Annotated in this window: 16 protein-coding genes; 9 read left to right on the top strand and 7 right to left on the bottom strand. The window is 71.4% G+C overall.

All coding sequences use genetic code 11. From position 1 onward, the window contains the following. Window positions 1-54 precede the first annotated feature (54 nt). The 6 genes from FF100_RS24475 to FF100_RS24450 all read right to left on the bottom strand — a co-directional run bounded on the left by FF100_RS24475 (window position 55) and on the right by FF100_RS24450 (window position 7943). On the bottom strand, window positions 55-1299 hold the full coding sequence (locus FF100_RS24475; protein ID WP_139038381.1) for an ABC transporter substrate-binding protein: 1245 nt from the start codon (window positions 1297-1299) through the stop codon (window positions 55-57). 245 nt (window positions 1300-1544) lie between these two features. Beyond that, a complete protein-coding gene (locus FF100_RS24470; RefSeq protein ID WP_246102310.1) occupies window positions 1545-2468 on the bottom strand; it encodes a LysR substrate-binding domain-containing protein in 924 nt (307 codons plus the stop codon). A gap of 78 nt (window positions 2469-2546) precedes the next feature. After that, entirely contained in the window at window positions 2547-4166 is a 1620-nt protein-coding gene (locus FF100_RS24465) for a hydantoinase B/oxoprolinase family protein (RefSeq protein ID WP_139038379.1), read from the bottom strand. Next, window positions 4163-6265: a hydantoinase/oxoprolinase family protein gene (locus FF100_RS24460; RefSeq protein ID WP_139038378.1), complete on the bottom strand. Its 2103-nt coding sequence runs from the start codon at window positions 6263-6265 to the stop codon at window positions 4163-4165. The genes FF100_RS24465 and FF100_RS24460 overlap by 4 nt, the downstream gene beginning before the upstream one ends. A 97-nt stretch (window positions 6266-6362) precedes the next feature. After that, window positions 6363-7553 carry a plasmid replication protein RepC gene (gene repC / locus FF100_RS24455; RefSeq protein ID WP_171070314.1) on the bottom strand — a complete coding sequence of 397 codons (1191 nt, stop codon included), beginning with the start codon at window positions 7551-7553 and terminating at the stop codon, window positions 6363-6365. 192 nt (window positions 7554-7745) lie between these two features. Then, window positions 7746-7943 carry a hypothetical protein gene (locus FF100_RS24450; protein ID WP_139038376.1) on the bottom strand — a complete coding sequence of 66 codons (198 nt, stop codon included), beginning with the start codon at window positions 7941-7943 and terminating at the stop codon, window positions 7746-7748. 901 nt (window positions 7944-8844) lie between these two features. Between FF100_RS24450 and FF100_RS24445 the strand changes: the two genes are divergently transcribed. Both FF100_RS24445 and solA read left to right on the top strand, forming a co-directional pair. Next, window positions 8845-9855, top strand: a complete 1011-nt coding sequence (locus tag FF100_RS24445) for a TRAP transporter substrate-binding protein (protein ID WP_246102308.1) — start codon at window positions 8845-8847, stop codon at window positions 9853-9855. Window positions 9856-9918: 63 nt separating this feature from the next. Beyond that, window positions 9919-11088, top strand: coding sequence for an N-methyl-L-tryptophan oxidase (gene solA, locus FF100_RS24440; protein ID WP_139038375.1), 1170 nt, complete (start codon window positions 9919-9921; stop codon window positions 11086-11088). A 52-nt stretch (window positions 11089-11140) separates the two neighbouring features. Here solA and FF100_RS24435 read toward each other — a convergent pair whose 3' ends face one another. Further along, window positions 11141-12067: a LysR substrate-binding domain-containing protein gene (locus tag FF100_RS24435; RefSeq protein WP_139038374.1), complete on the bottom strand. Its 927-nt coding sequence runs from the start codon at window positions 12065-12067 to the stop codon at window positions 11141-11143. A gap of 83 nt (window positions 12068-12150) precedes the next feature. Here FF100_RS24435 and FF100_RS24430 point away from each other — a divergent pair, with 83 nt between their 5' ends. From FF100_RS24430 to FF100_RS24400, 7 genes are all read left to right on the top strand, one after another. Next, complete coding sequence (locus tag FF100_RS24430) at window positions 12151-13302, top strand: threonine synthase (protein ID WP_139038373.1); 1152 nt, start codon at window positions 12151-12153, stop codon at window positions 13300-13302. After that, window positions 13299-14153 (top strand): transporter substrate-binding domain-containing protein, encoded by an 855-nt coding sequence (locus tag FF100_RS24425; protein WP_139038372.1) that lies wholly within the window; start codon window positions 13299-13301, stop codon window positions 14151-14153. Before FF100_RS24430 ends, FF100_RS24425 begins: the two co-directional genes overlap by 4 nt. A 65-nt stretch (window positions 14154-14218) precedes the next feature. Beyond that, window positions 14219-14881, top strand: a complete 663-nt coding sequence (locus tag FF100_RS24420) for an amino acid ABC transporter permease (RefSeq protein WP_139038371.1) — start codon at window positions 14219-14221, stop codon at window positions 14879-14881. A 15-nt stretch (window positions 14882-14896) separates the two neighbouring features. Continuing rightward, window positions 14897-15634 (top strand): amino acid ABC transporter permease, encoded by a 738-nt coding sequence (locus FF100_RS24415; protein ID WP_205824987.1) that lies wholly within the window; start codon window positions 14897-14899, stop codon window positions 15632-15634. A 55-nt stretch (window positions 15635-15689) separates the two neighbouring features. Next, window positions 15690-17189, top strand: coding sequence for an argininosuccinate lyase (gene argH, locus FF100_RS24410; protein ID WP_139038370.1), 1500 nt, complete (start codon window positions 15690-15692; stop codon window positions 17187-17189). Continuing rightward, window positions 17186-17950, top strand: coding sequence for an amino acid ABC transporter ATP-binding protein (locus tag FF100_RS24405; protein WP_139038369.1), 765 nt, complete (start codon window positions 17186-17188; stop codon window positions 17948-17950). The genes argH and FF100_RS24405 overlap by 4 nt, the downstream gene beginning before the upstream one ends. Continuing rightward, window positions 17943-19268: an NAD(P)/FAD-dependent oxidoreductase gene (locus FF100_RS24400; protein WP_139038368.1), complete on the top strand. Its 1326-nt coding sequence runs from the start codon at window positions 17943-17945 to the stop codon at window positions 19266-19268. Before FF100_RS24405 ends, FF100_RS24400 begins: the two co-directional genes overlap by 8 nt. The last annotated feature ends 73 nt before the right edge of the window (window positions 19269-19341 follow it).

Genomic DNA, 19341 nt, shown 5'->3' with positions numbered 1-19341 from the left:
GCCGATTCAACGTGATCCTACGCAACGGTCGTCCGTCGCAACCCGGAATTCTTATCACGCATTCATCGGCCATTTCGGCGCCGCCGCCGCGAAGGCCTCCGGGAACACGGTGACGAACGTGCCGCCGCGGTACTGGATCAGCACCGGGTCGCACAGGGTGTTCTGGCCGTCGGGGCCGAAGGCGATGCCGCGCCAGGGCATGATGGTCTGCTCGGCCGGGGTGTTGGTGGCGGCGAGCGCGTCGCGGATCTTCGCGCCGTCGAGCGAGCGGGCCCGGTCGATCGCGTCGGCCAGCACCAGCATCGCCTCGACGAGGCGCGCGGTGTTGTCGTTGAGGTCGCGGCCGGCCCGGGCCTTGAACATCGCGTTGACGATTCCGATCGACGGGCGCTTGGCCGCGAGGTCGAGGGCGAAGGAGCCGCGGCTGATCAGCCCGTCGAGCTTGTCGCCGACGCTCTCGAAGGTCGCCTTCTCGGCGAAGCCCGCCGCCTGGGCCACCATGTTGCGCGGCCTGTAGCCGAGCTCCGCCATGGTCTTCACCAGCAGGATCGCATCGGTGGTGTAGGTCGACGGCAGCACGACGTCGGCATCGGCGCTCTTGAGCTGCTGCACCTCGGCGGTGAGCGAGGGCGAGTTGCTCTTGTACTTCACGTCGGCGACGAGCTTGTAGCCGCGCTCGGCCGCCAGCTTGCGCTGCACGTTGGCGGAATCGACCCCGAAGATCGTGTCCTCGCAGAACAACGCCACGGTGTCGACCTTGGCGCCGCGCTTCCGCTCGGCGTCGAGCAGGTCGAAGATCGCGGTCGAGAACATCTCGTCGTGGGCGGCCGGGCGGAAGAAGTATTTGAGGTTGCGCTTGTGCAGGCTCGGCGACGAGCTGTCGGCGATGACGCAGGGGACGCCGTAGCGCTCGCACGTCACGCTCACGGTGGCGGCGACCGAGGAATGGTAGGTGCCGACGATGGCCGCGACCTTGCCTTGCGTGATCAGGCGCTCGGCCTCCGAGCGACCCTTCTGCGGGTCGGCCTGGTGGTCGGCCACCACCAGCCGGATCTTGGCGCCGCCGAGCCCGGCGAGTCCCGCCGCGCGGGCGCCCGGCAGGTCGAGGTCGTGGACCCCGTTGATGATCTCGATCGCGGTCTCGAGCGCGTGACGCCCGTCGACCCCGGCCTGGGCGTTGGCGCCCGACATCGGGTAGACGGCGCCGATCAGCACCTCCTCGGCCGCGCGGGCGGGCTGCGCCCCTGCCAAGGCCGCGAGGGTGGCGGCGCCACCGAGCAGGACGTCTCTGCGATGCATCGTATGATTCCCTGAACCAGCCCCACCGGGCCGGGCTTTGCAAGGAGAGTGCCGCAGGAGCAGGCGGCCGAACCAAGAAACGCGCGCGACCGGCAAGCTGTGCTTGCCGGTCGACGGACAGGGTTCACGCGATCTGCGCCACGGCGCCGAATCCGCCGCGTCTATCCGGGCCCGCGTCGGCGGCGCCCGGCATGACGATGGCGGTGACGGATCGGTCGGGTGAACCGATACGGACTCGATCGCGCTCAGGCCCAGGACGGCGCCCCCTCCCCCGGCTCCCGCGCCCAGTCCTCCCCCAGCACCCAGTCGCAGAACGCCGCGACGCCCTTCAGGCGCCGGTGCGAGCGCGGCAGGACGAGGTAGAAGCCCGGGATGTCGGCGGGAGCCATGCCCGCGAGGGCGTCGAGGCCGAACGGCGCGACGAGGCGTCCGGCCTGCAGGTCCTCGATCGCGTCGAGCCGCGAGATCAGCCCGATTCCGAGCCCGGAGAGCGCCGCCCGGCGCATGCTCGCGGCGTCGTGGACCTGGATCACGTTGCGGTCGGTACCGCCCGCGGCCCCGAGATGCGCGAGCACCCGCGGCCAGAGATCGCTCGCCAGGACGAGGTGGACGAGCGGCGCCCGCGCCAGGTCCTCCGGCCCGGTGAGCCGTGCGGCGAGGGCGGGCGAGCAGCACACGATCTTCGGGTCGCGCACCAGCAGAGTCGATTCGACGTCTCGCCACTGCCCGAAGCCCCACTGGATCGCGACGTCGACCTCGTCGGCGGCGAAATCCGGCATCTCGACCATCGTCTTGATGCGGATATCGGCACCCGGCAGCCGCGCGCGGAACCGGTCGAGCCGGTCGACGAGGTAGCGGGTGGCGAAATAGGGGCTGACATTGAGGTCGATCCGGTCGCGCTGCCCGACCCGGGCGACCCGCCGCACGCCCTCCCGGAACTCGTCGAAGCCGCTCTGGACGAAGTGGGCGAGGAGGACGGCCGATTCCGTCGGCACGATGGTGCGCCCGCGGCGGTCGAACAGCACCACCGCCAAGGTCTCCTCGAGGAGCTTGATCTGCTGGCTCACCGCCTGGGGGCTGACCAGGAGGTTGTCCGCCGCGCCGCGGAAGCTGCCGTGACGCATCACCGCGTGAAAGGCCCGCAGGGCGTTGAGCGGGGGGAGACGCACGCCGTCCGACCTCATCGCCCCGCGCCGCTCAGCCCCGATATGCCGTCACGATAGGAGCGCCGTTCGGGGGCGGCAAGGTCAGGCGGACTCGCCCGTCACGTAGCCCTTGCGCCGGTCATCCTCCCGCGCCGCCGGATCGCGCCCGGCCGGATCCCCGAAGCCCCCTCCCCCGGGCACGGTCAGGATCAGGCGCCGGCCCGCCGGCACGTGCTGCCAGCCCTTGCCCCGCATCCGGGTGCCGTCGTCGAGATGGACGCCGCCCGGGGCGCCGTCGCCGCCGCCGTCGCGGCCATGGGCCGGGTTGTCGATCCGGTCGAACATCGCCGAGAAGTCGAAGTCGTGCCCGTCCTCGGCGGCGATCTCGATGATCTGCCCGAGGCCGCCGCGCCAGGCGCCGTCGCCGCCGGAATCCGGCCGCAGCTCCTTGCGCCAGATCACCACCGGGCCGGTCTGCTCGGTCGCCTCGATCGGCATCGTGTGGACGCCGGACGGAAAGGCCGTGGCCGACAATCCGTCGAGGCCCGGCCGCGCGCCCATGCCGCCGGAATTGAACATCAGGACCTCGGCCCGGCGGCCCTCCCCGCCCGCGACCGGGCGCAGCGACAGGTGGATGTTCCAGAGCGAGGCCGCGCCCTCGGCCAGCACCTGCCCGGGCAGGGCCTTGGCGAGCGCGCCGAGCACCAGGTCCGGCACCAGGTGGCCGAGCACGTGGCGCAGGCTGACCGGGGCCGGCCGCGCCGCGTTGAGGATGTTGGGTGGCGACGAGACCGTGAAGAAGCTGAGCGAGGCGGCGTTGTTCGGGATGTCGGGCGCCACCACGCATTTGAGCGCGTAGGAGGCGTAGGCCTTGCTGTAGATGATCGGCACGTTGATGCCCCAGCGGCTCACCGGGGCGCTGCCGTCGAAATCGACGTGGATCCGCTCCGCGCCGATCGTGATCCGGACCGCGAGGGGGATCGGCGCGTCGTAGCCGTCGGTCATCAGCGCGTTCGACCACGCGCCGCGCGGCAGGGCGCGGATCCGCTCGGCCATCGCGGCGCGGGTGCGGGCGAAAATGAAGTCGGTCAAGCCGTCGAGGGTGGCGAGCCCGATCTCGCGCATCATCGCGACGAGGCGGCGGTGGCCGACCTCGTTGCAGGCGGCGAGCGAGTAGAAGTCGCCGACGACCTGGTTCGGCTCGCGCACGTTCTGGCGCAGGATCCGCACCAGGTCGCGGTTGACGGTGCCGCGGTCGATGAACCGCATGATCGGGATCTGGATTCCCTCCTCGTAGACCGACTTTCCGTCGGCGCCGAAGCCGCGCCCGCCGACATCGACCACGTGGGCGGTGCAGGCGAAGAAGCCGACCAGCACCCCGTCGAGGAAGGACGGCGACACCATGGTGATGTCGTGCAGGTGCCCGGTGCCGAGCCAGGGATCGTTGGTGACGTAGGTGTCGCCCTCATGCATCTCGTCGGTCGGGATCTCCGCCATGAAGTTCCCGACCGCCTCCGCCATGGTGTTGACGTGGCCGGGCGTGCCGGTGACCGCCTGGGCGAGCATGCGGCCGGATGGGTCGAACACCCCGGCCGAGAGGTCGCCGGCCTCGCGCACCGAGGTCGAGAAGGCGGTGCGCACGAGCGTCGTCGCCTGCTCCTCGACGACCGAGATCAGCCGGTTCCACATCACCTGCAGGCGGATGTCGTCGATCGCGCTCATGAACCGAACCCTTTCGCGCCGAACCCTTTGCGGACCAGGAGGAGCGAGCCGTCGCCCTGGAGCACGGCATCGAACCGGGAGGTGACGAGGGTCGAGGTCTCGCGCTCGACGATCACCGCGGGCCCCTCGACCCGGTCGCCGGGGGCGAGCGCGTCGCGGGCCACCACCGCGCTGTCGCGCGTCTCCCCGCTCGCCGGATCGAAGACCGGGCGCGTGCCGGCCTGGGCGACGATGGGCCGGCCGATCGGGTCCAGGGTGTGGCGGGACGGAGCCTCGCGCGTGTCCTGCAACTTCACCGAAATGGTGACGATCTCGATGTCGAGCCCCTCGAGCCCGTCGACCGGCCGGCCGAAGAACCGGGCGTAATGCTCGCGGAACAGGGCGCGCAACGCCGCGGCGTCGATGGAGCCGTCCGGCAGCGGCACCGGAATCTCCCAGCCCTGCCCGGCATAGCGCATGAAGGCCGTGACCTCGCGGGTGAGCGGCGCCTGGGTGCCGGCCCGGACGAAGCGCTCCGCCGTTCCGCTCAACTCCGCCACCTGCGCGGCCAGCCCAGCGCCGTCGAAGGCGGAGAGCCGGAACACCCGCGAGCCGACCGCCTCGTAGCCGAACGGCGCCTTGAGGAAGCCGATCGCCGAGCCGACGCCGGCCCCCGCCGGCACCAGGCAGAGCGCGATGTCGAGTTTTTCGCAGAGCCGCGCGGCGTGGAGGGGCGCGGCGCCCCCGAAGGCGATCATCACGCCGCCGGCGAGGTCGCGGCCGTTCTCGACCGCGTGGACCCGCGCGGCATTCGCCATGTTCTCGTCGACGACCTCGGCGACGCCGAAGGCGGCCGGCACCAGGGCGAGCCCGAGCCGGTCGCCGACCTCTGCCCGCAACGCCGTCTCGGCGGCCTCGCGCGACAGCCGGATCGCCCCGCCGGCGAAGGTCTCGGGATCGAGCTTGCCGAGCAGGAGATCGGCATCGGTGATGGTCGGCAGCGCGCCGCCGCGGCCGTAGCAGGCCGGGCCCGGCTCCGAGCCGGCGCTGTCGGGCCCGGTCTGGATCCGGCCCATCGCGTCGACCGAGGCGATCGAGCCGCCGCCGGCCCCGATCTCGATCATCTCGATCACCGGGATCGAGATCGGGATGCCCGAGCCCTCGGCGAAGCGGGTGGTGCGCGCGACCTCGAAGGTGCGCGCGGTGCGCGGCTGGAACTCCTCGATCAGGCAGATCTTCGCGGTGGTGCCGCCCATGTCGTAGGACACGGTGCTCGTGAGATCGAAGCGCCGGGCGACGTCGGTGGCGAAGATCGCCCCGCCCGCCGGCCCGGATTCGACCAGGCGGACCGGGAACTCGGCGGCCGTCCCGAGCGAGACGAGGCCGCCGCCGGAATGGATCATCACCACCGGGCAGGCCGCGCCGGCCTCGCGCAGGCGGATCTCCAGCCGCCCGAGGTAATCCGCCATCAGCGGGCGGACATAGGCGTTGGCGCAGACGGTGGTGAAGCGCTCGAATTCCCGCATCTGCGGCGAGACCTCGGACGAGAGCGAGATCGGCACGCTCACCCGTCGGCCCAGGATCTCGCGGGCGCGCCGCTCATGGGCCGGGTTGGCGTAGGAATGGATGAAGCCGATCGCCACCGCCCCGTAGCCGCCGGCGGCCAGGGTCTCGGCCAGCGCTTCCAGCGCGGCCTCGTCGAGCGCCTGCAGCTCGTCGCCCCGCGCCCCGATCCGGCCGCCGATCGGGAACCGGTCCTCCCGCGGAACGAGGGGGGCCGGGAGCCGGATGGCGAGGTCGTATTGCGCGAACCGGTTCTCGGTCCGCATCTCGATCACGTCGCGGAACCCTTGCGTGGTCACGAACGCCACCCGGGCGCCGCGGCGGGCGATCAGCGCGTTGGTGGCGAGCGTGGTGCCGTGAATCGCCAGGTCGATCTCGCCGGCGGAGATTCCGGCTTCCCGGGTCAGGATCGCCAGCCCGTCGAGGATCGCCTGTTCGGGTGCCGCGTAGGTGGTGAGCACCTTGGTCGAGTGCAGGCGGCCCCGCACGTCGAGCACGATGTCGGTGAAGGTGCCGCCGATATCGGCGCCGAGTCGGATCTGGGGATGCGTCGTCATGCCGAGGGCGACCTTAGGCGCGCGATGTCCACCGGCACACGGAAGAAAACCTCGGCACCGGAAAGCTCTCCTTGTCGATCGGGCACGGTTTCCCCCGCTACATCAACCGCCGCCGGCGCATGGCCAGAAGCTCGGTTCCGGCCTGGTACCTCCCCTCCCCTGCCAGGCGCACGAGGCGCCGGAAATAGCCGCCCGGGTTGCGGATCCGGTTCCGCCCGGAGGTCGCGTCGTCGTCGTGGAGCTGGGCCACGATCAGCACCAGGATCGCCGCGCCGTAGGGACCCACCGTCGCGCAGGCCTCGCCCCAGGCGCTCGGATGCACGCCGATCGCCGCCCGGAGTTGCCGCCCGGCATCGAAGACCTCGTGTTCCTCCCGGATCTCCCCGCCGACCAGCTCGCGCACCACCGGGCAGGCCTCGACGACGAGCTGAGGGGCCGGATCCGCGTCCGGTCGTTCCGTCGGCGCGACGATGCCCGATGTCCCCGCCGAGTCGCCGCCCCGATCGCGAGCGGCCCGAGCCCGGTCGTGGTCTCTCCCGTTGTCACAAGCCTCGATAGGAGATCCTTTCTCTGCTTCTACGTGGCGGCAGGACGTGCCGTCACAGCCGGCTGCGTAGAAGCGCTGCTCGACCAGCTGGCGCAGTTCTCCCCAGGCCTCCAGCACCGTCTCCGGGTCGCCCCGGCCGCGGCGGTCGGGCGTGCTCGCCTCCAGGCTCGCCTGCACCGCTGTGAGGTCGGCGATGGCGGTGCCCGGGTGGCGCTGGACGAGCGCCTGCAACGCTTCCCCGACGGCGCGCCGGTGCATGGTCAGCAGGTCGAAGCTGCGGCGGCGGCGCTCGCGCGCGTCGGCGCGGGCCTGGATCGCCAGCGTCCAGTCGCCCCGCCGGGCGTAGAGCGGCGTCAGGTCGAACCCGAAGGCGTCGAGGACGGTGCCGTCGCGGGCGCGCACGGCGTAGCGCTTGCCGTTCGCCGAATCCTTCGGCGCGACGATCTCCAATGCCACGAGGTCGCGCAGAGCGTAGCGCACGGCGCGCTCCGACAGCCCGGTCCGCGAGACCAGGTACTCGTTCGACGGCCACACGATCAGGCGTGCCCAAGCCTGCTCGCCCCAGGCGGCGACGAGCTCGGACAGGACCAGCCGGAGGGCCGGGCGCAATCCGAGCGCCTTCGCGGCCTCCCGGGCGGATGCGGACAGTTCCTTGCGCGTGACGATGCGCCCGTCCTCGAGGGCGCGTCTCTTCCCAGCGAGGGCGGCGCGCGTCAGCGGCCGGCCCCCGGTCTGAACCATCTCCACTCCACACCTCCTTGGACGGAGGCAAAGCGGGACCGTTCGCCCGAGCGGGCGTCATTGACGGTGAGTGCGGGAACCGCTAGAAGGAGGATGCCAATCCGGTCTTCCAGCGGCGGCTTCCCCAGCCCCCGTTATGAGATCCAAAAAAGCGTCGAGGTCCCCACCTCGGCGCTTTTTGCTTTGCCGCGTCTACATGTTCGGCTCCACGAAGGCTTGTTCGAGCGCGTGGATGATCGCGAGACGGCGGTTCGGGAACTTGCCCTCACGCACCGCCGCGTCGATCGCCTGCTGGACCTGTGCCGGCACCCAGACATTCGTCTCCAGCTCCCCGGACGCCTTGCGGGCCTCACGGAGCTTCTTGACGCGCTGAGACGGGGTGTCGGCCATCGATTCGGCTCCACGACTCGTAACGTTACGAGTCGTGTCACGACTCGGCCGTGGCGGGCAACGCCGAGTCGAGATTCGGGCGCGATTCTTAATTTCGATTCACAGGTGAATCGCACGATTCGGGTGATTCTGCGCGAGCCCTGCCGTGATCTGTGGCCGCGACTCGGCTTCACGGCGTGATTCGCGAATGGTTCCTTGCCTGATTCGGGAGATTCTTTGGGAATTGGCTCGAACCAGCGGGCTGGTCTTGCATGGGCCGGGTTCGGTGATTGCCGCCGCGGCGGGAGGGGCGACCTCGATCGGCGACGCGACACATGTCAGAACGGCATCGCAGGAGATGCCGGGCTCCGGGAGGCGCCGTGATGGCACGATCTGACAATACAAGGTATTTATACCTAGGACTATTTAATCATGTCCGGCCCGGTCGACATAGTAAATATCGTAGTCTTATGGCCATCGCCATCACGACGGCCTCATTATCTCTCGACGTCATCCTGAGGCATGAGGCAGTCGAGACCCCGGGATCGGTCACGGCCGACGGCGGAGGATCGGAGGGCCGGCGTTCCAGGCCTTTCGTGCCGTCACCGGAGCGGGATCCCAGGTTCCGCTCCGCGGCCCCGGAACGACGGAGGAGGGATTCACGGCGGCGAGCGCATGCGAGCAGGCCTGCGGTACGGCCGCTCGCCGGTGACCAGTGGCGGACGACCTCGCCCGGCAGTGGGACGCGTTCGACATCGACCCCCCCTCCCCGGCGATGATGAACCCTCGTCGACGAGCGGACGCTCGTCGCCGGAGCATGGCGCCGGCGCAGTGGAGGCATCACCGTCCGGGCTCTGCCGGCGCGGGCCGCTCCCGGCTACACTCCGGGCCAAACGGGGCGACACCGACGGGAGGGCGGACGATGCCGACGCGCAGAACGATCGTGCGGGGGATGGGAGCGGGGATGCTGCTCACTCCCCTCGCCGTCCGGGGCAGCCGGGCCGAGTCCTTGCGCCTGAGCATGGGCTCGCCGATGCCGCAGGCCCACCCGGCCACCACCTGTCTCGTCGAGGCCCTCGACGCCATCCGGACCGAGAGCGACGGCCGGATCGACATCACGCTCTATCCCGACAGCCAGCTCGGCAGCGAGCTCAGCATGCAGTCGCAGCTTCGCTCCGGTGCCATCGCCTTCACCCTCACCTCGGCGAGCTCGCTCCAGACCCTGGTGCCGCTCGCCGGGATCCCGGGCGTGGCCTATGCCTTCTCCGGCTATGGTCCGCTCTGGTCCGCCCTCGACGACGGGCCCCTGAGCGCGCGCATCCGTGACAGCCTCAGACCGTTCGGGCTGAGGGCTTTCCGGATCGTCGACAACGGGTTTCGCGACGTGATCACCAGCGTGCGGCCGGTCGAGACGGTGGCCGACCTGCGCGGTCTCAAGATCCGGGTGCCGCCGAGCCCGCTGCTGACCTCCCTGTTCAAGGCGCTCGGGGCCTCGCCCACCACCATCAACCTCGCCGAGACCTACGCCGCCCTGCAGACCCGGGTGGCCGACGGGATGGAGAACTCGCTGCCGCAGATCGAGGCGACGCGGGTCTACGAGGTGCAGAAATACCTCTCGCGCACCGGGCATTCCTGGGACGGGCTGTGGCTCCTCGCCCATGGCCGCACCTGGGACGCCCTGTCGGGCGACGCGCAGGCGCTGATCGGGCGCCACTTCGACGATGCGGTCGCGCGCCAGCGCCAAGCCTTCGCCGAGATGAACGCGCAGGGCGAGGCGCGGCTGCGCGCCAAGGGCCTCGTCGTCAACACGCCGGACCGTGCCCCCTTCCGGGCCGCCCTCGCCGCCTCCGGCTATTACGCCGAGTGGAAGGCGAAGTTCGGGCCGGAGGCCTGGAGCGCGCTGGAGCGTCATACCGGACCCCTCGGCGCCTGACCTTGCCTCACGCCCCGCCGATCGGGCAGCCTCAGGCCGACGACAACGAGCGAGGCGGCAAAGATGGGTGAGCGGGCGGACTTCCTGGTAATCGGCCTCGGGGCCATGGGCAGCGCGGCGCTGTACCAGCTGGCCCAGCGCGGGGCGCGCGTCATCGGCCTCGACCGGTTCGCCCCGCCCCACGAGATGGGGTCGAGCCACGGCGAGACGCGCATCACGCGCCAGGCCGTCGGCGAGGGGCAGGATTACGTGCCCTTCGTGCTCGAGTCCCACCGCATCTGGCGCGAGCTCGAGGCCGAGACCGGGGAGCGCCTGCTCGAGGCCTGCGGGGCGCTGGTCATGGCGCCGGGGACCGGCGCGGCCTCGCATCACGGCAAGCCGGATTTCGTCCGCAACTCGATTGCCGCCGCCCGCGCCTTCGGCATCGCGCACGAGGTTCTGGACGGGCGCGAGGTCGCCCGCCGCTTCCCGCAATTCCTGAATCTCCAGGGCGACGAGATCGCGTATTTCGAGCCCGGCGGCGGCTATGTCCGGCCAGAGGCCTGCATCGCCGCGCAGCTCGCCCGCGCCCGGCAGCTCGGCGCCGACGTCCGGACGGGCGTCGAGGTGCGGTCGATCCGCCGGGACGGCGACGGCGTCCGGGTCGAGACCTCGGCCGGGCCGTTCAGCGCCGGCGAGGTGATGGTGTCGGCCGGCGCCTGGACCGCGCCGCTCCTCGGCGCCCCCTTCGACCGGCTGCTCGGCGTGAAGCGCCAGCTCCTGCACTGGTACGCCCTCGACGATGCGACCGCTTACCGGGCCGACGCGCCGGTCTATATCTGGATGCACGGGACCAGCGATACCGAGTACTTCTACGGCTTCCCGCCGCAAGCCGGCGAGCGCAGCGTGAAGGTCGCGACCGAGCAATACGCGGAGGGCACCACCGCCGACGGGGCCGACCGCATGGTCGCCCCGGAGGAATCCGCCGCGATGTACCGGACCCACATCGCCGGACGCCTCGCCGGTGCGACGCCCCGGGTCGTGCGGGCCGCCGCCTGCCTCTACACCGTCACGCCCGACCGCGGCTTCATCATCGACCGGCATCCGGACGAGAGCCGGATCCTCGTCGTGTCGGCCTGTTCCGGCCACGGCTTCAAGCACTCGGCCGGCATCGGCAAGGCGGCGGCCGAGCTCTTGACCGAGGGGCGCAGTGCGATCGACCTCGCGCCCTTTGCCGTCGGCCGGTTCGGCTGAACCGCGCCCAACCTCCTGTCGCATCGCGATTTTCGGCCGATCTGCACGGCTGTCAAAAGTCCGGCGCCCCCGCCACCAATCCGGGCGCCGTCGTGTCGTAGCCCGCCAGCTCCTCGTGCACGACCGCCAGGAAGCCGTCGATCAGCGGGTTGCTGAGGTGCCGGCTCGGGAACAGGGCGTGGCCGTGGAACGGGATCTCGGGCCGGAACGGCCGGAACGCGATGCCGCTGCGGCGGTAGTCGTCGGCGGCGATCGGGTTGACGATCCCGACGCCGAGACCCTGCTCGACCAGGGCGCAGATGGTGGCCCCGAACGGCGTCTCGAGCATCATCTGGCGGCCGATCCCGGCGGCCTCGAAAGCGCGATCGACCCGCATCCGCGCCCCGTCCTCCAGCGACAGGGAGATGAAGGGCTCGCCCTCCAGATCCTCCGGCACGATGAAGGCCCGCTCCGTCAGCCGGTGGCCGGGAGGCAGGGCGCACAGGCCCGGGATCGTGTAGAGCGGCCGGTGCTCGATGAACGGCGTCTCGACGACGTTCGCCATGAAGCCGATGTCGCAATACGAAGCCGACATCCAGCGCATTACCGTGCCGTCGCTGCCCATCTGCAGCGAGATCGCGACGTTCGGGAACCGCTCGCGGAAGCGCCGGATGCAGCGCGGGATGAAGCCGAGCGCCATCACGGGCATCGCGGCGACCCGCAACCGTCCGCTGCCGAACACCCTGATCTCCCGCGCGGCCTGGGCCAGGTTCTCGAGGCCGAGGAAGCTGCGCTCGACCTCGCGGTAGAAGGACAGGCCCTCGTCGGTCGGGCGCAGCCGGCCGGCCTCGCGCTCGAACAGCCTGAGGCCGGTCGTCGCCTCCAGCTCCGCGATGAGCCGGCTGACGCTCGGCTGCGAGGTCCGCAGCGCCTGGGCCGCCGCCGTCATCGATCCGCGCAGCATCACGACGCGAAACGCCTCGACCTGCCTCAGATTCATGCATTCCCCCATATCGGCGGTGAATAGCATCTGCAAAATCCGGCATTTGACCAGATGGAGCGAGATCTTTCACACTGCGCGCCATGATCGAGCACACAGCCGTACAGAGGCAGTTCCCGAGCGGGATGGCCTGCCTGCGCTGCGATGTCGGGCTCCCGATCGCCGATGACGACGGGGGATGCCCGGCCTGCGCCGCCGAGGGGCACGCGGCGAACCTCAGGCTGGTCTTTTCCGATGCCGCGCCGGGCCGGATCGTCCTGCCTTCGGCCGATGCCGTCTCGCTGGGGGAGGGGGGAACACCGCAGGTCGAGGCGCCGGACCTCGCGGCCGATGCGGGCCTCGGCCGGCTGTCGCTGAAGCTCGAATGGTGCAACCCGACCGGCTCGCACAAGGACCGGATGAGCGCCCCGCTGATGGCGCGGGCGCGTGAGCGCAGCGCCCCTCTGGTCGTCGGCGCGTCGAGCGGCAATGCCGGGCTCTCGCTCGCCGCCTACGCGGCGCGGGCCGGGTTGCCGTCGGAGATCGTCACCACCCCTTCCATGCCGGCCGGCGCGCGCCGGGCGATCCGGACCCACGGCGCCCGGCTCGTCGAGGTTCCGGACGGCGCGGCGCGCTGGCGCCATGTCGGGCGGCGCGTCGCCGAGGGCGCGTTCGCCGCCACCAACTACCGGATGCCGGCGATCGGCACCAACCCGTTCGGGATCGCCGGCTACAAGGTGCTGGCCGTCGAGATCGCCGCCCACGGCCTGCCCGATCTCGTCGTCGTGCCGTGTGCCCGCGGCGACCTCCTGTCGGGGCTCCTGCTCGGCTTTCTCGAACTCGGGCGCGGGGTACCCTGCCTCGTCGCCGCCGAGCCGTTCCCGCGCCTCGCCCGCGTGCTGGCCGGAGCCGATTACCGCGAATCCTTCCCGGGCCGGACGGCGCAGCTCTCGATCGGCGGCGACACGGTGACGTTCCAGGCGCTCCACGCCCTGCGAGAGAGCCGGGGGAGGGCGGTCGTGGCGGACGATGCCGCCGCTCGGGCGGCGCAAGCGCGCCTCGGCCGGGCCGGCTTCCACGCCGAGCTCTCCGCCGCCGCCGCATTCGCGGCACTGGTCGCGCTCGGGGCCGACGGCGCCCTCGCCGGCCGCCACGCGGTCGCGGTGCTCACCGGGTCCGGCGCGGGCGCCATGGACCGGGACGAGACCGCCGCCACGGCGCAGACGCCGCCTTTCGACCACAGGGGAACCCGATGACCTTGCTCCGGCACCTCACGAGAACCGCCTCGATCCGCCTCGCTCTCGCTGCCACGGCCCTCGCCGCCGGCCTGTCCGCCGCCGCGGCGCAAGCGCTGCCGCCGCTGCCGAAGGCGATCCAGGCCGCCGGCGTCCTGCGGGCCGGCGTGCGCTGCGATCAGCCGCCCTACGGCTACAAGGACGAATCCGGGAACTTCGCCGGGATCGAGACCGACATGGCGATCCAGATCGCCGCCTGGGCGTTCGGCGCCCCCGACAAGATCGAGCTGACCTGCGTCACCGCCGAGAACCGCATCCCCCAGCTGATGGGCAAGAAGGTCGACATCCTGCTCGCCACCCTCGGGGTGACGCCGGAGCGCGCCCGGGTGATCGATTTCTCGAAGCCCTATCGGTGGGGCGGCTCCGACATGCTGGTGGCGAAGGACAGCCCGATCCGCAAACTGGACGACGTCGCCGGCAAGACCGTCGTCATGCTCAAGGGCTCGACCCAGGCGAAGTGGTTCGAGGACACCATGCCGAAGGTCGAGACCTTGCGGCTCAACACCGCCTCGGACGCGCTCCAGGCGCTCAAGCAGGGCCGCGGCGAGGCTTACACCCACGACGCCGCGACGCTGGTGGTGATCGCCGCCAAGGACCCGTCCTTGCGCCTCGTCGGCGAGTCCTTCGCGGTCACCGACGCCGCCGCGGGCCTGCGCAAGAACGAACCCGAATGGCTGACCTATGTCGACGCGGCGCTCGCCCGGATGAAGGCGGACGGGCTCTATGCCAAGTGGGTCGACAAGTGGGTGCCGGCCGACCTGCGCCCGTTCTACGCCGACGCCTTCACCAAGCCGAAGCCGACCGCACGCTGACCGCCACGAGCCGGGCGGCCCACGACGGCCGCCCCGATCCCGCCCCGACCGCGAGGGATGCCGGCATGGATTTCGATCTCGCCTACCTGATGGCGCAGGGGCCGGCGCTGATGCGCGGCCTGTGGCTCACGATCCAGGTCAGCCTCCTGTCGATCGTGCTGTCGGTGCTCGTCGGCCTCCTCGGCGCGGCCGCGCGCGTGATGGAGGTGCCGGTCCTCGATCCCGCGGTGCGGGCCTATGTCGAGTTCATCCGCAACACGCCGATGCTGGCGCAGCTGTTCTTCATCTTCTACGGCCTGCCCGGCATCGGGCTGAAGCTGTCGCTGTTCTGGTCGGGCGTGCTCTGCCTGACCCTGTGGGCGGGGGCCTATCAGGTCGAGAACCTGCGCGGCGGCCTCGCGACCGTCGGCAAGGGCCTGCGCGAGGCGTCGTACGCGCTGGGGCTCACGCCGTGGCGGTTCTTCCACCTCGTCGCCGCGCCGCTGGCGATCCGGGTGGCGCTGCCGGCGATGCTCAACACCGCGATCTCGCTCCTGAAGAACTCGTCCTACCTCCAGGCGATCGGGCTCGCCGAGCTGACCTACGTGGCGATCGACCGGATCTCGATGGATTTCCGCACGATCGAGATGTTCGCGGCGATCTGCGTGATCTATCTCGCGCTGGTCCTCGTCCTGTCGTTCCTCGCGAGCCGGCTCGAGTTCCGGCTCAACGCGCCGTTCCGGCACTGAGAGGGGAGGGCGCCCATGAATCCCCTGGCCGGTCTGGATCTCCTCCTCAAGAACCTGCCGTTCATCCTGCAGGGCCTCGGCATGACGCTGGCGCTCTCGCTCACCACGCTTCTCTTCGTCACGGTCCTGTCCGGGCTTCTCGGCATCGCCGCCACCCTGCGGTTCCGGTCCTTGCGCGTCCTGGTGCGGGTCTGGGTCGAGCTGTTTCGCGACATCCCGCTGATCGTGAACATCTTCCTGGTGTTCTTCGTCGCCCCCTTGGCCGGGCTCGACCTGACGCCGTTCTGGGCGGTGACGGTCGGCCTGTCGCTCTGGGGCAGCGCCAACGGGGCCGAGATCGTGCGCAGCGGCCTCAACGCGGTGCCGCGCCACCAGTGGCAGAGCGCTGCGGCGCTCGGCCTCAAGACCTGGGAGGTCTACGGCTTCATCACCGGCCCGCAGGCGCTGCGCGCCATCCTGCCGCCCTTCGTCGGGCTGCTCACGCTTTTGATCCAGGCCACGTCGCTGGGTGCGCTCGTCGGCGTCGGCGAGTTCTTCAAGGTCGGCCAGATCATCGTCGAGCGGACCACGATGATGGAGGGCCGCAACCCCGCCTTCCTGGTCTACGGCGCCGTCCTCGTCACCTACTTCGTGATCTGCTCCGGCCTGTCCTGGTTCGGCCGCTGGCTGGAGCGGCGCCTCGGCCGGACCCAGAGCCGGCCCGCTCCCGCCGGGGCGGTCGCCTCGCCCGCCCCCGCCCCGCAGCTTCCCTGACGCGCGACGCGACCGACCGGCCGCGGATCTAAGATCTAACAAAAAGGTCTCAGCCATGGAATCGAAGGTCAGCCGCCGGCTCACCGAGCCGGTCGCCCCGGAGGTGTGCGAGCACATCTACGCCCCGCGGCTGGCGCGGGACTTCCACGCCGTGTTCGCCGCCATGACCGACCTCAACCAGGCCCACGTGCTGATGCTGGCGCGGTGCGGGTTGATCGCCCCGGAGGCGGCCCGGACCCTGGCGGCGGGCCTCCTGCGGATGGAAGGGGAGGGGGCCGGCGCCGTCCCGCTCGATCCGGAGCGCGAGGATTCGTACTTCAACTACGAGGCCCAGCTGATCCGGCTGATCGGCCCGGATGCCGGCGGGCGGATGCACATCGCCCGCAGCCGCAACGACCTGACCTCGGCCCTCGACCGGATGCGGGCCCGCGACCTGCTGCTCGACGCCGGCCAGGCCCTGCTCTCGGTCGAGGAGCACGCCCTCGACGGCGCCTATCGCTTCCGCGACGTGGTGATGCCCGGCTACACCCATCTCCAGCCGGCGCAGCCCGTGACCTACGGCTTCTACCTCGCCGGGGTGGCGCAGGCGTTGGGCCGCGATTCCGGCCGCCTGTCGGATGCCTGGGCGCGGACCAACCTCTCTCCCCTCGGCGCCGGCGCGCTCGCCGGCACCGCCTTTCCGATCGACCGGCACGGGCTGGCGGCGAGCCTCGGCTTCGAGGGCCTGGTCGAGAACGCCCTCGACGCCGTCGCGACCCGCGATTTCGGCCTCGAGATCCTGGCCGCCCTGTCGCAGGTCGCGGTCAGTTGGAGCCGGGTGGCGCAGGATTATCACGTGCTGGTCTCGCACGAGTTCCAGACGATCGAGTTCCCCGACCGGGTCACCGGCACCTCCAGCATCATGCCGCAGAAGAAGAATCCGGTGGTGCTGGAGCACCTGAAGGGCAAGGCCGGCCAGATGCTCGGCCTCTACGTGGCGGCGGCGAGCGCCGTGAAGGGCACGCACTTCACCAACACGATCGACGGCAACCGCGAGACGATGCGGGGCGTGTGGGAGGCCGGCGAGGAGGGCTTGCGCTGCCTGGCGCTGTTCGATCTCGTGATCGCGACGGCGCGCCCGAACGCCGCCCTGATGCGCCGGCGCGTCACCGAGGATTTCGCCTCGGCCACCGACCTCGCCGACCTGATGGTGCGCGAGGCCGGCCTGTCCTTCCGGGAGGCGCACCACGTCGTCGGCGCCGTGGTGCGGGCGGCGATGGATGCCGGCCTCAGCGCCGACGGGATCACGCCGGCGATGGTCGACAAGGCCGCGGAAGAGCAGACCGGCCGAGCCCTCGGGCTCACCGACGACGCCGTGCGGCGCAGCCTCGATCCGGGCTTCAGCGTCGCGGCCCGCACCCTGCCGGGCGGCCCGGCGCCCGAGGCGGTGGCCCGGTCGGTCGAGACCGCGCAAGCCCGGCTCGAGGCACGCCGCGCCGCCCTCGTCGCCCGGCGCACGGGGCTCCAGGCGACGCGCGACGCGCTCAAGCGCGCGGTGCGGGAACTCGCCGCATGACGCCGGAACCGCTCCTCTCCCTGCGCGGGCTGACCAAGCATTTCGGGGCGTTCCGGGCCCTGCACGGCATCGACCTCGACGTCGCGGCCGGCAGCGTCGTGGTGCTGATCGGCCCGAGCGGGTCGGGCAAGAGCACGCTCATCCGCTGCATCAACGGCCTGGTGCGGCCGGATGCCGGGAGCCTTCGCGTCGCCGGCCGCTCGGTCGAGCTCGGCGACGAGGGCGCCTGGCAGCGCCTGCGGACCGAGATCGGCATGGTGTTCCAGGATTACGCCCTGTTCCCGCACCTCACGGTCTTGCGCAACATGACGCTCGCGCCGATGCGCCGCCTCGGCCTGTCGCGGGCGGAGGCCGAGGCGCAGGCCCGCGCGCTGCTCGCCCGGGTCGGCCTCGCCCACAAGGCCGAGGACCATCCGAGCGCGCTCTCGGGCGGCCAGCAGCAGCGGGTCGCGATCGTGCGGGCGCTCGCCATGCGGCCGAAGGCGATCCTGTTCGACGAGCCGACCTCCGCCCTCGACCCCGAGACGATCGTCGACGTGCTCGACGTGATGCGCGGGCTCGCCCGCGACGGCACCACCATGGTGGTCGTGACCCACGAGATGGGCTTCGCCCGCGAGGTCGCCGACCGCGTCGTCTTCATGGCCGACGGCGCCATCGTGGAGGAGGGGCCTCCCGCCGCCCTCTTCGGCGCTCCGCAAAACGCCCGCACGCAGGGCTTCCTGTCCTCGCTCCGCCCCGCTTCGGAGGCCCTCCATGCCTGATCCCGCCGCCCTCCTCGCCGAGGGCTTCACCACCGATCCGTACTGGTGGGACGCCGCGGCGCCCGAGACCGCCCGCGACCCGCTGCCGGAGGAAACCGACGTGCTCGTCGTCGGCTCGGGCTATTGCGGCCTCTCGGCGGCGGCGGAGCTCGCCCGCAACGGCGTGTCGGTCACCGTGGTCGACGCCGAGGAGCTGGGCGCCGGCGCCTCGACCCGCTCCGGGGGGATGGTGTCGAGCGGCCAGAAGCTGGTGATCGGCGGCGCGATCAAGGGCATCGATGCCGCCCGCATGGCCCGCCTCCTGGAGGATTCGCTGTCCTCCTACGAGCACCTGAAGACGCTGATCCGCGAGCAGGCGCTCGATGCCGATCTCGGCGTCGTCGGCCGCTACTTCGCGGCCTACGTGCCGCGCCACTACGACCGCCTGCGCCGCAACGGCGAATTGCTGGCGCGCCATACCGGCGTCACCGTCCACGAGATCCCGAGGAGCCGCCAGCACGAGGTGACCCGGACCGACTTCTACCATGGCGGCATCGTCATCGACGATTACGGCGGCCTGCATCCGGGCAAGTACCACCGCGCCTTGCGCGGCCTCGCCCGGCGCCACGGCGCGACCCTGCGCTCGCACGCCCCGGTGCTCACGGTCGGGCCCCTGGATGACGGGCATGTCGCGGTCGAGACCGGGCGCGGCCGGATCCGGGCCCGGCACGTCCTCTACGGCACCAACGGCTACAGCGACCGGGCGAGCCCCTACCTGCGCAAGCGCGTCGTGCCGGTGCGCAGCTACCAGATCGCCACCGAGCCGCTGCCGCGCGCCCTGATGGACGAGATCAACCCGGGCCGGCGGATGATCACCGATTCGCGCCGCGAGCTGATCTATGCGCGGCCCTCGCCGGACGGCACCCGGCTCCTGTTCGGCAGCCGGCCCGGCATGTTCACGTTGCCGGAGCGCGAGGCCGCACCCAAGCTGCACGCGCTGATGCGGGCGGTCTGGCCGCAGCTCGCGGAGGTGCGGATCACCCATTGCTGGAGCGGCAAGGTCGGCATGACCGCCGACAAGCTCGCCCATCTCGGCCGGCAGGACGGCCTCGACTTCGCGGTCGGCTGCAACGGCAACGGCGTGGCGCTGATGACCTATCTCGGGCACCAGGCGGCGCTGAAGCTGCTCGGACGCCAGAACCGCCCGAGCGCCTTCGACGCCCCGGCCTTCGCCCCCGTGCCGGTGCCGTTCTACGACGGCAGGCCGTGGTTCCTGCCGGTGGTGAGCGGCTGGTACCATTTTCGCGACGCGGTCGAGCATCGCCTCGCCCGTCCGTGACCGGGGGTGAGCCCGGCGCCGCGGCCGCTCCGTTGCGGCCTTGCAGGCCCGGTCCGCGCCCGGAAAGACGGGG

The organism is Methylobacterium terricola, assembly GCF_006151805.1.
Classification (GTDB): Bacteria; Pseudomonadota; Alphaproteobacteria; order Rhizobiales; family Beijerinckiaceae; genus Methylobacterium; species Methylobacterium terricola.
This window is presented reverse-complemented; position numbering and strand designations above follow the sequence as displayed.

What these genes read in the sequence shown, in the direction of transcription:
- FF100_RS24475 (WP_139038381.1), bottom strand. Translation starts at nt 1,299, where the DNA reads ATGCATCGCAGAGACGTCCTGCTCGGTGGCGCCGCCACCCTCGCGGCC.
- FF100_RS24465 (WP_139038379.1), bottom strand. Translation starts at nt 4,166, where the DNA reads ATGAGCGCGATCGACGACATCCGCCTGCAGGTGATGTGGAACCGGCTG.
- FF100_RS24460 (WP_139038378.1), bottom strand. Translation starts at nt 6,265, where the DNA reads ATGACGACGCATCCCCAGATCCGACTCGGCGCCGATATCGGCGGCACC.
- repC (WP_171070314.1), bottom strand. Translation starts at nt 7,553, where the DNA reads ATGGTTCAGACCGGGGGCCGGCCGCTGACGCGCGCCGCCCTCGCTGGG.
- FF100_RS24450 (WP_139038376.1), bottom strand. Translation starts at nt 7,943, where the DNA reads ATGGCCGACACCCCGTCTCAGCGCGTCAAGAAGCTCCGTGAGGCCCGC.
- FF100_RS24445 (WP_246102308.1), top strand. Translation starts at nt 8,845, where the DNA reads ATGCCGACGCGCAGAACGATCGTGCGGGGGATGGGAGCGGGGATGCTG.
- solA (WP_139038375.1), top strand. Translation starts at nt 9,919, where the DNA reads ATGGGTGAGCGGGCGGACTTCCTGGTAATCGGCCTCGGGGCCATGGGC.
- FF100_RS24435 (WP_139038374.1), bottom strand. Translation starts at nt 12,067, where the DNA reads ATGAATCTGAGGCAGGTCGAGGCGTTTCGCGTCGTGATGCTGCGCGGA.
- FF100_RS24430 (WP_139038373.1), top strand. Translation starts at nt 12,151, where the DNA reads ATGATCGAGCACACAGCCGTACAGAGGCAGTTCCCGAGCGGGATGGCC.
- FF100_RS24425 (WP_139038372.1), top strand. Translation starts at nt 13,299, where the DNA reads ATGACCTTGCTCCGGCACCTCACGAGAACCGCCTCGATCCGCCTCGCT.
- FF100_RS24420 (WP_139038371.1), top strand. Translation starts at nt 14,219, where the DNA reads ATGGATTTCGATCTCGCCTACCTGATGGCGCAGGGGCCGGCGCTGATG.
- FF100_RS24415 (WP_205824987.1), top strand. Translation starts at nt 14,897, where the DNA reads ATGAATCCCCTGGCCGGTCTGGATCTCCTCCTCAAGAACCTGCCGTTC.
- argH (WP_139038370.1), top strand. Translation starts at nt 15,690, where the DNA reads ATGGAATCGAAGGTCAGCCGCCGGCTCACCGAGCCGGTCGCCCCGGAG.
- FF100_RS24405 (WP_139038369.1), top strand. Translation starts at nt 17,186, where the DNA reads ATGACGCCGGAACCGCTCCTCTCCCTGCGCGGGCTGACCAAGCATTTC.
- FF100_RS24400 (WP_139038368.1), top strand. Translation starts at nt 17,943, where the DNA reads ATGCCTGATCCCGCCGCCCTCCTCGCCGAGGGCTTCACCACCGATCCG.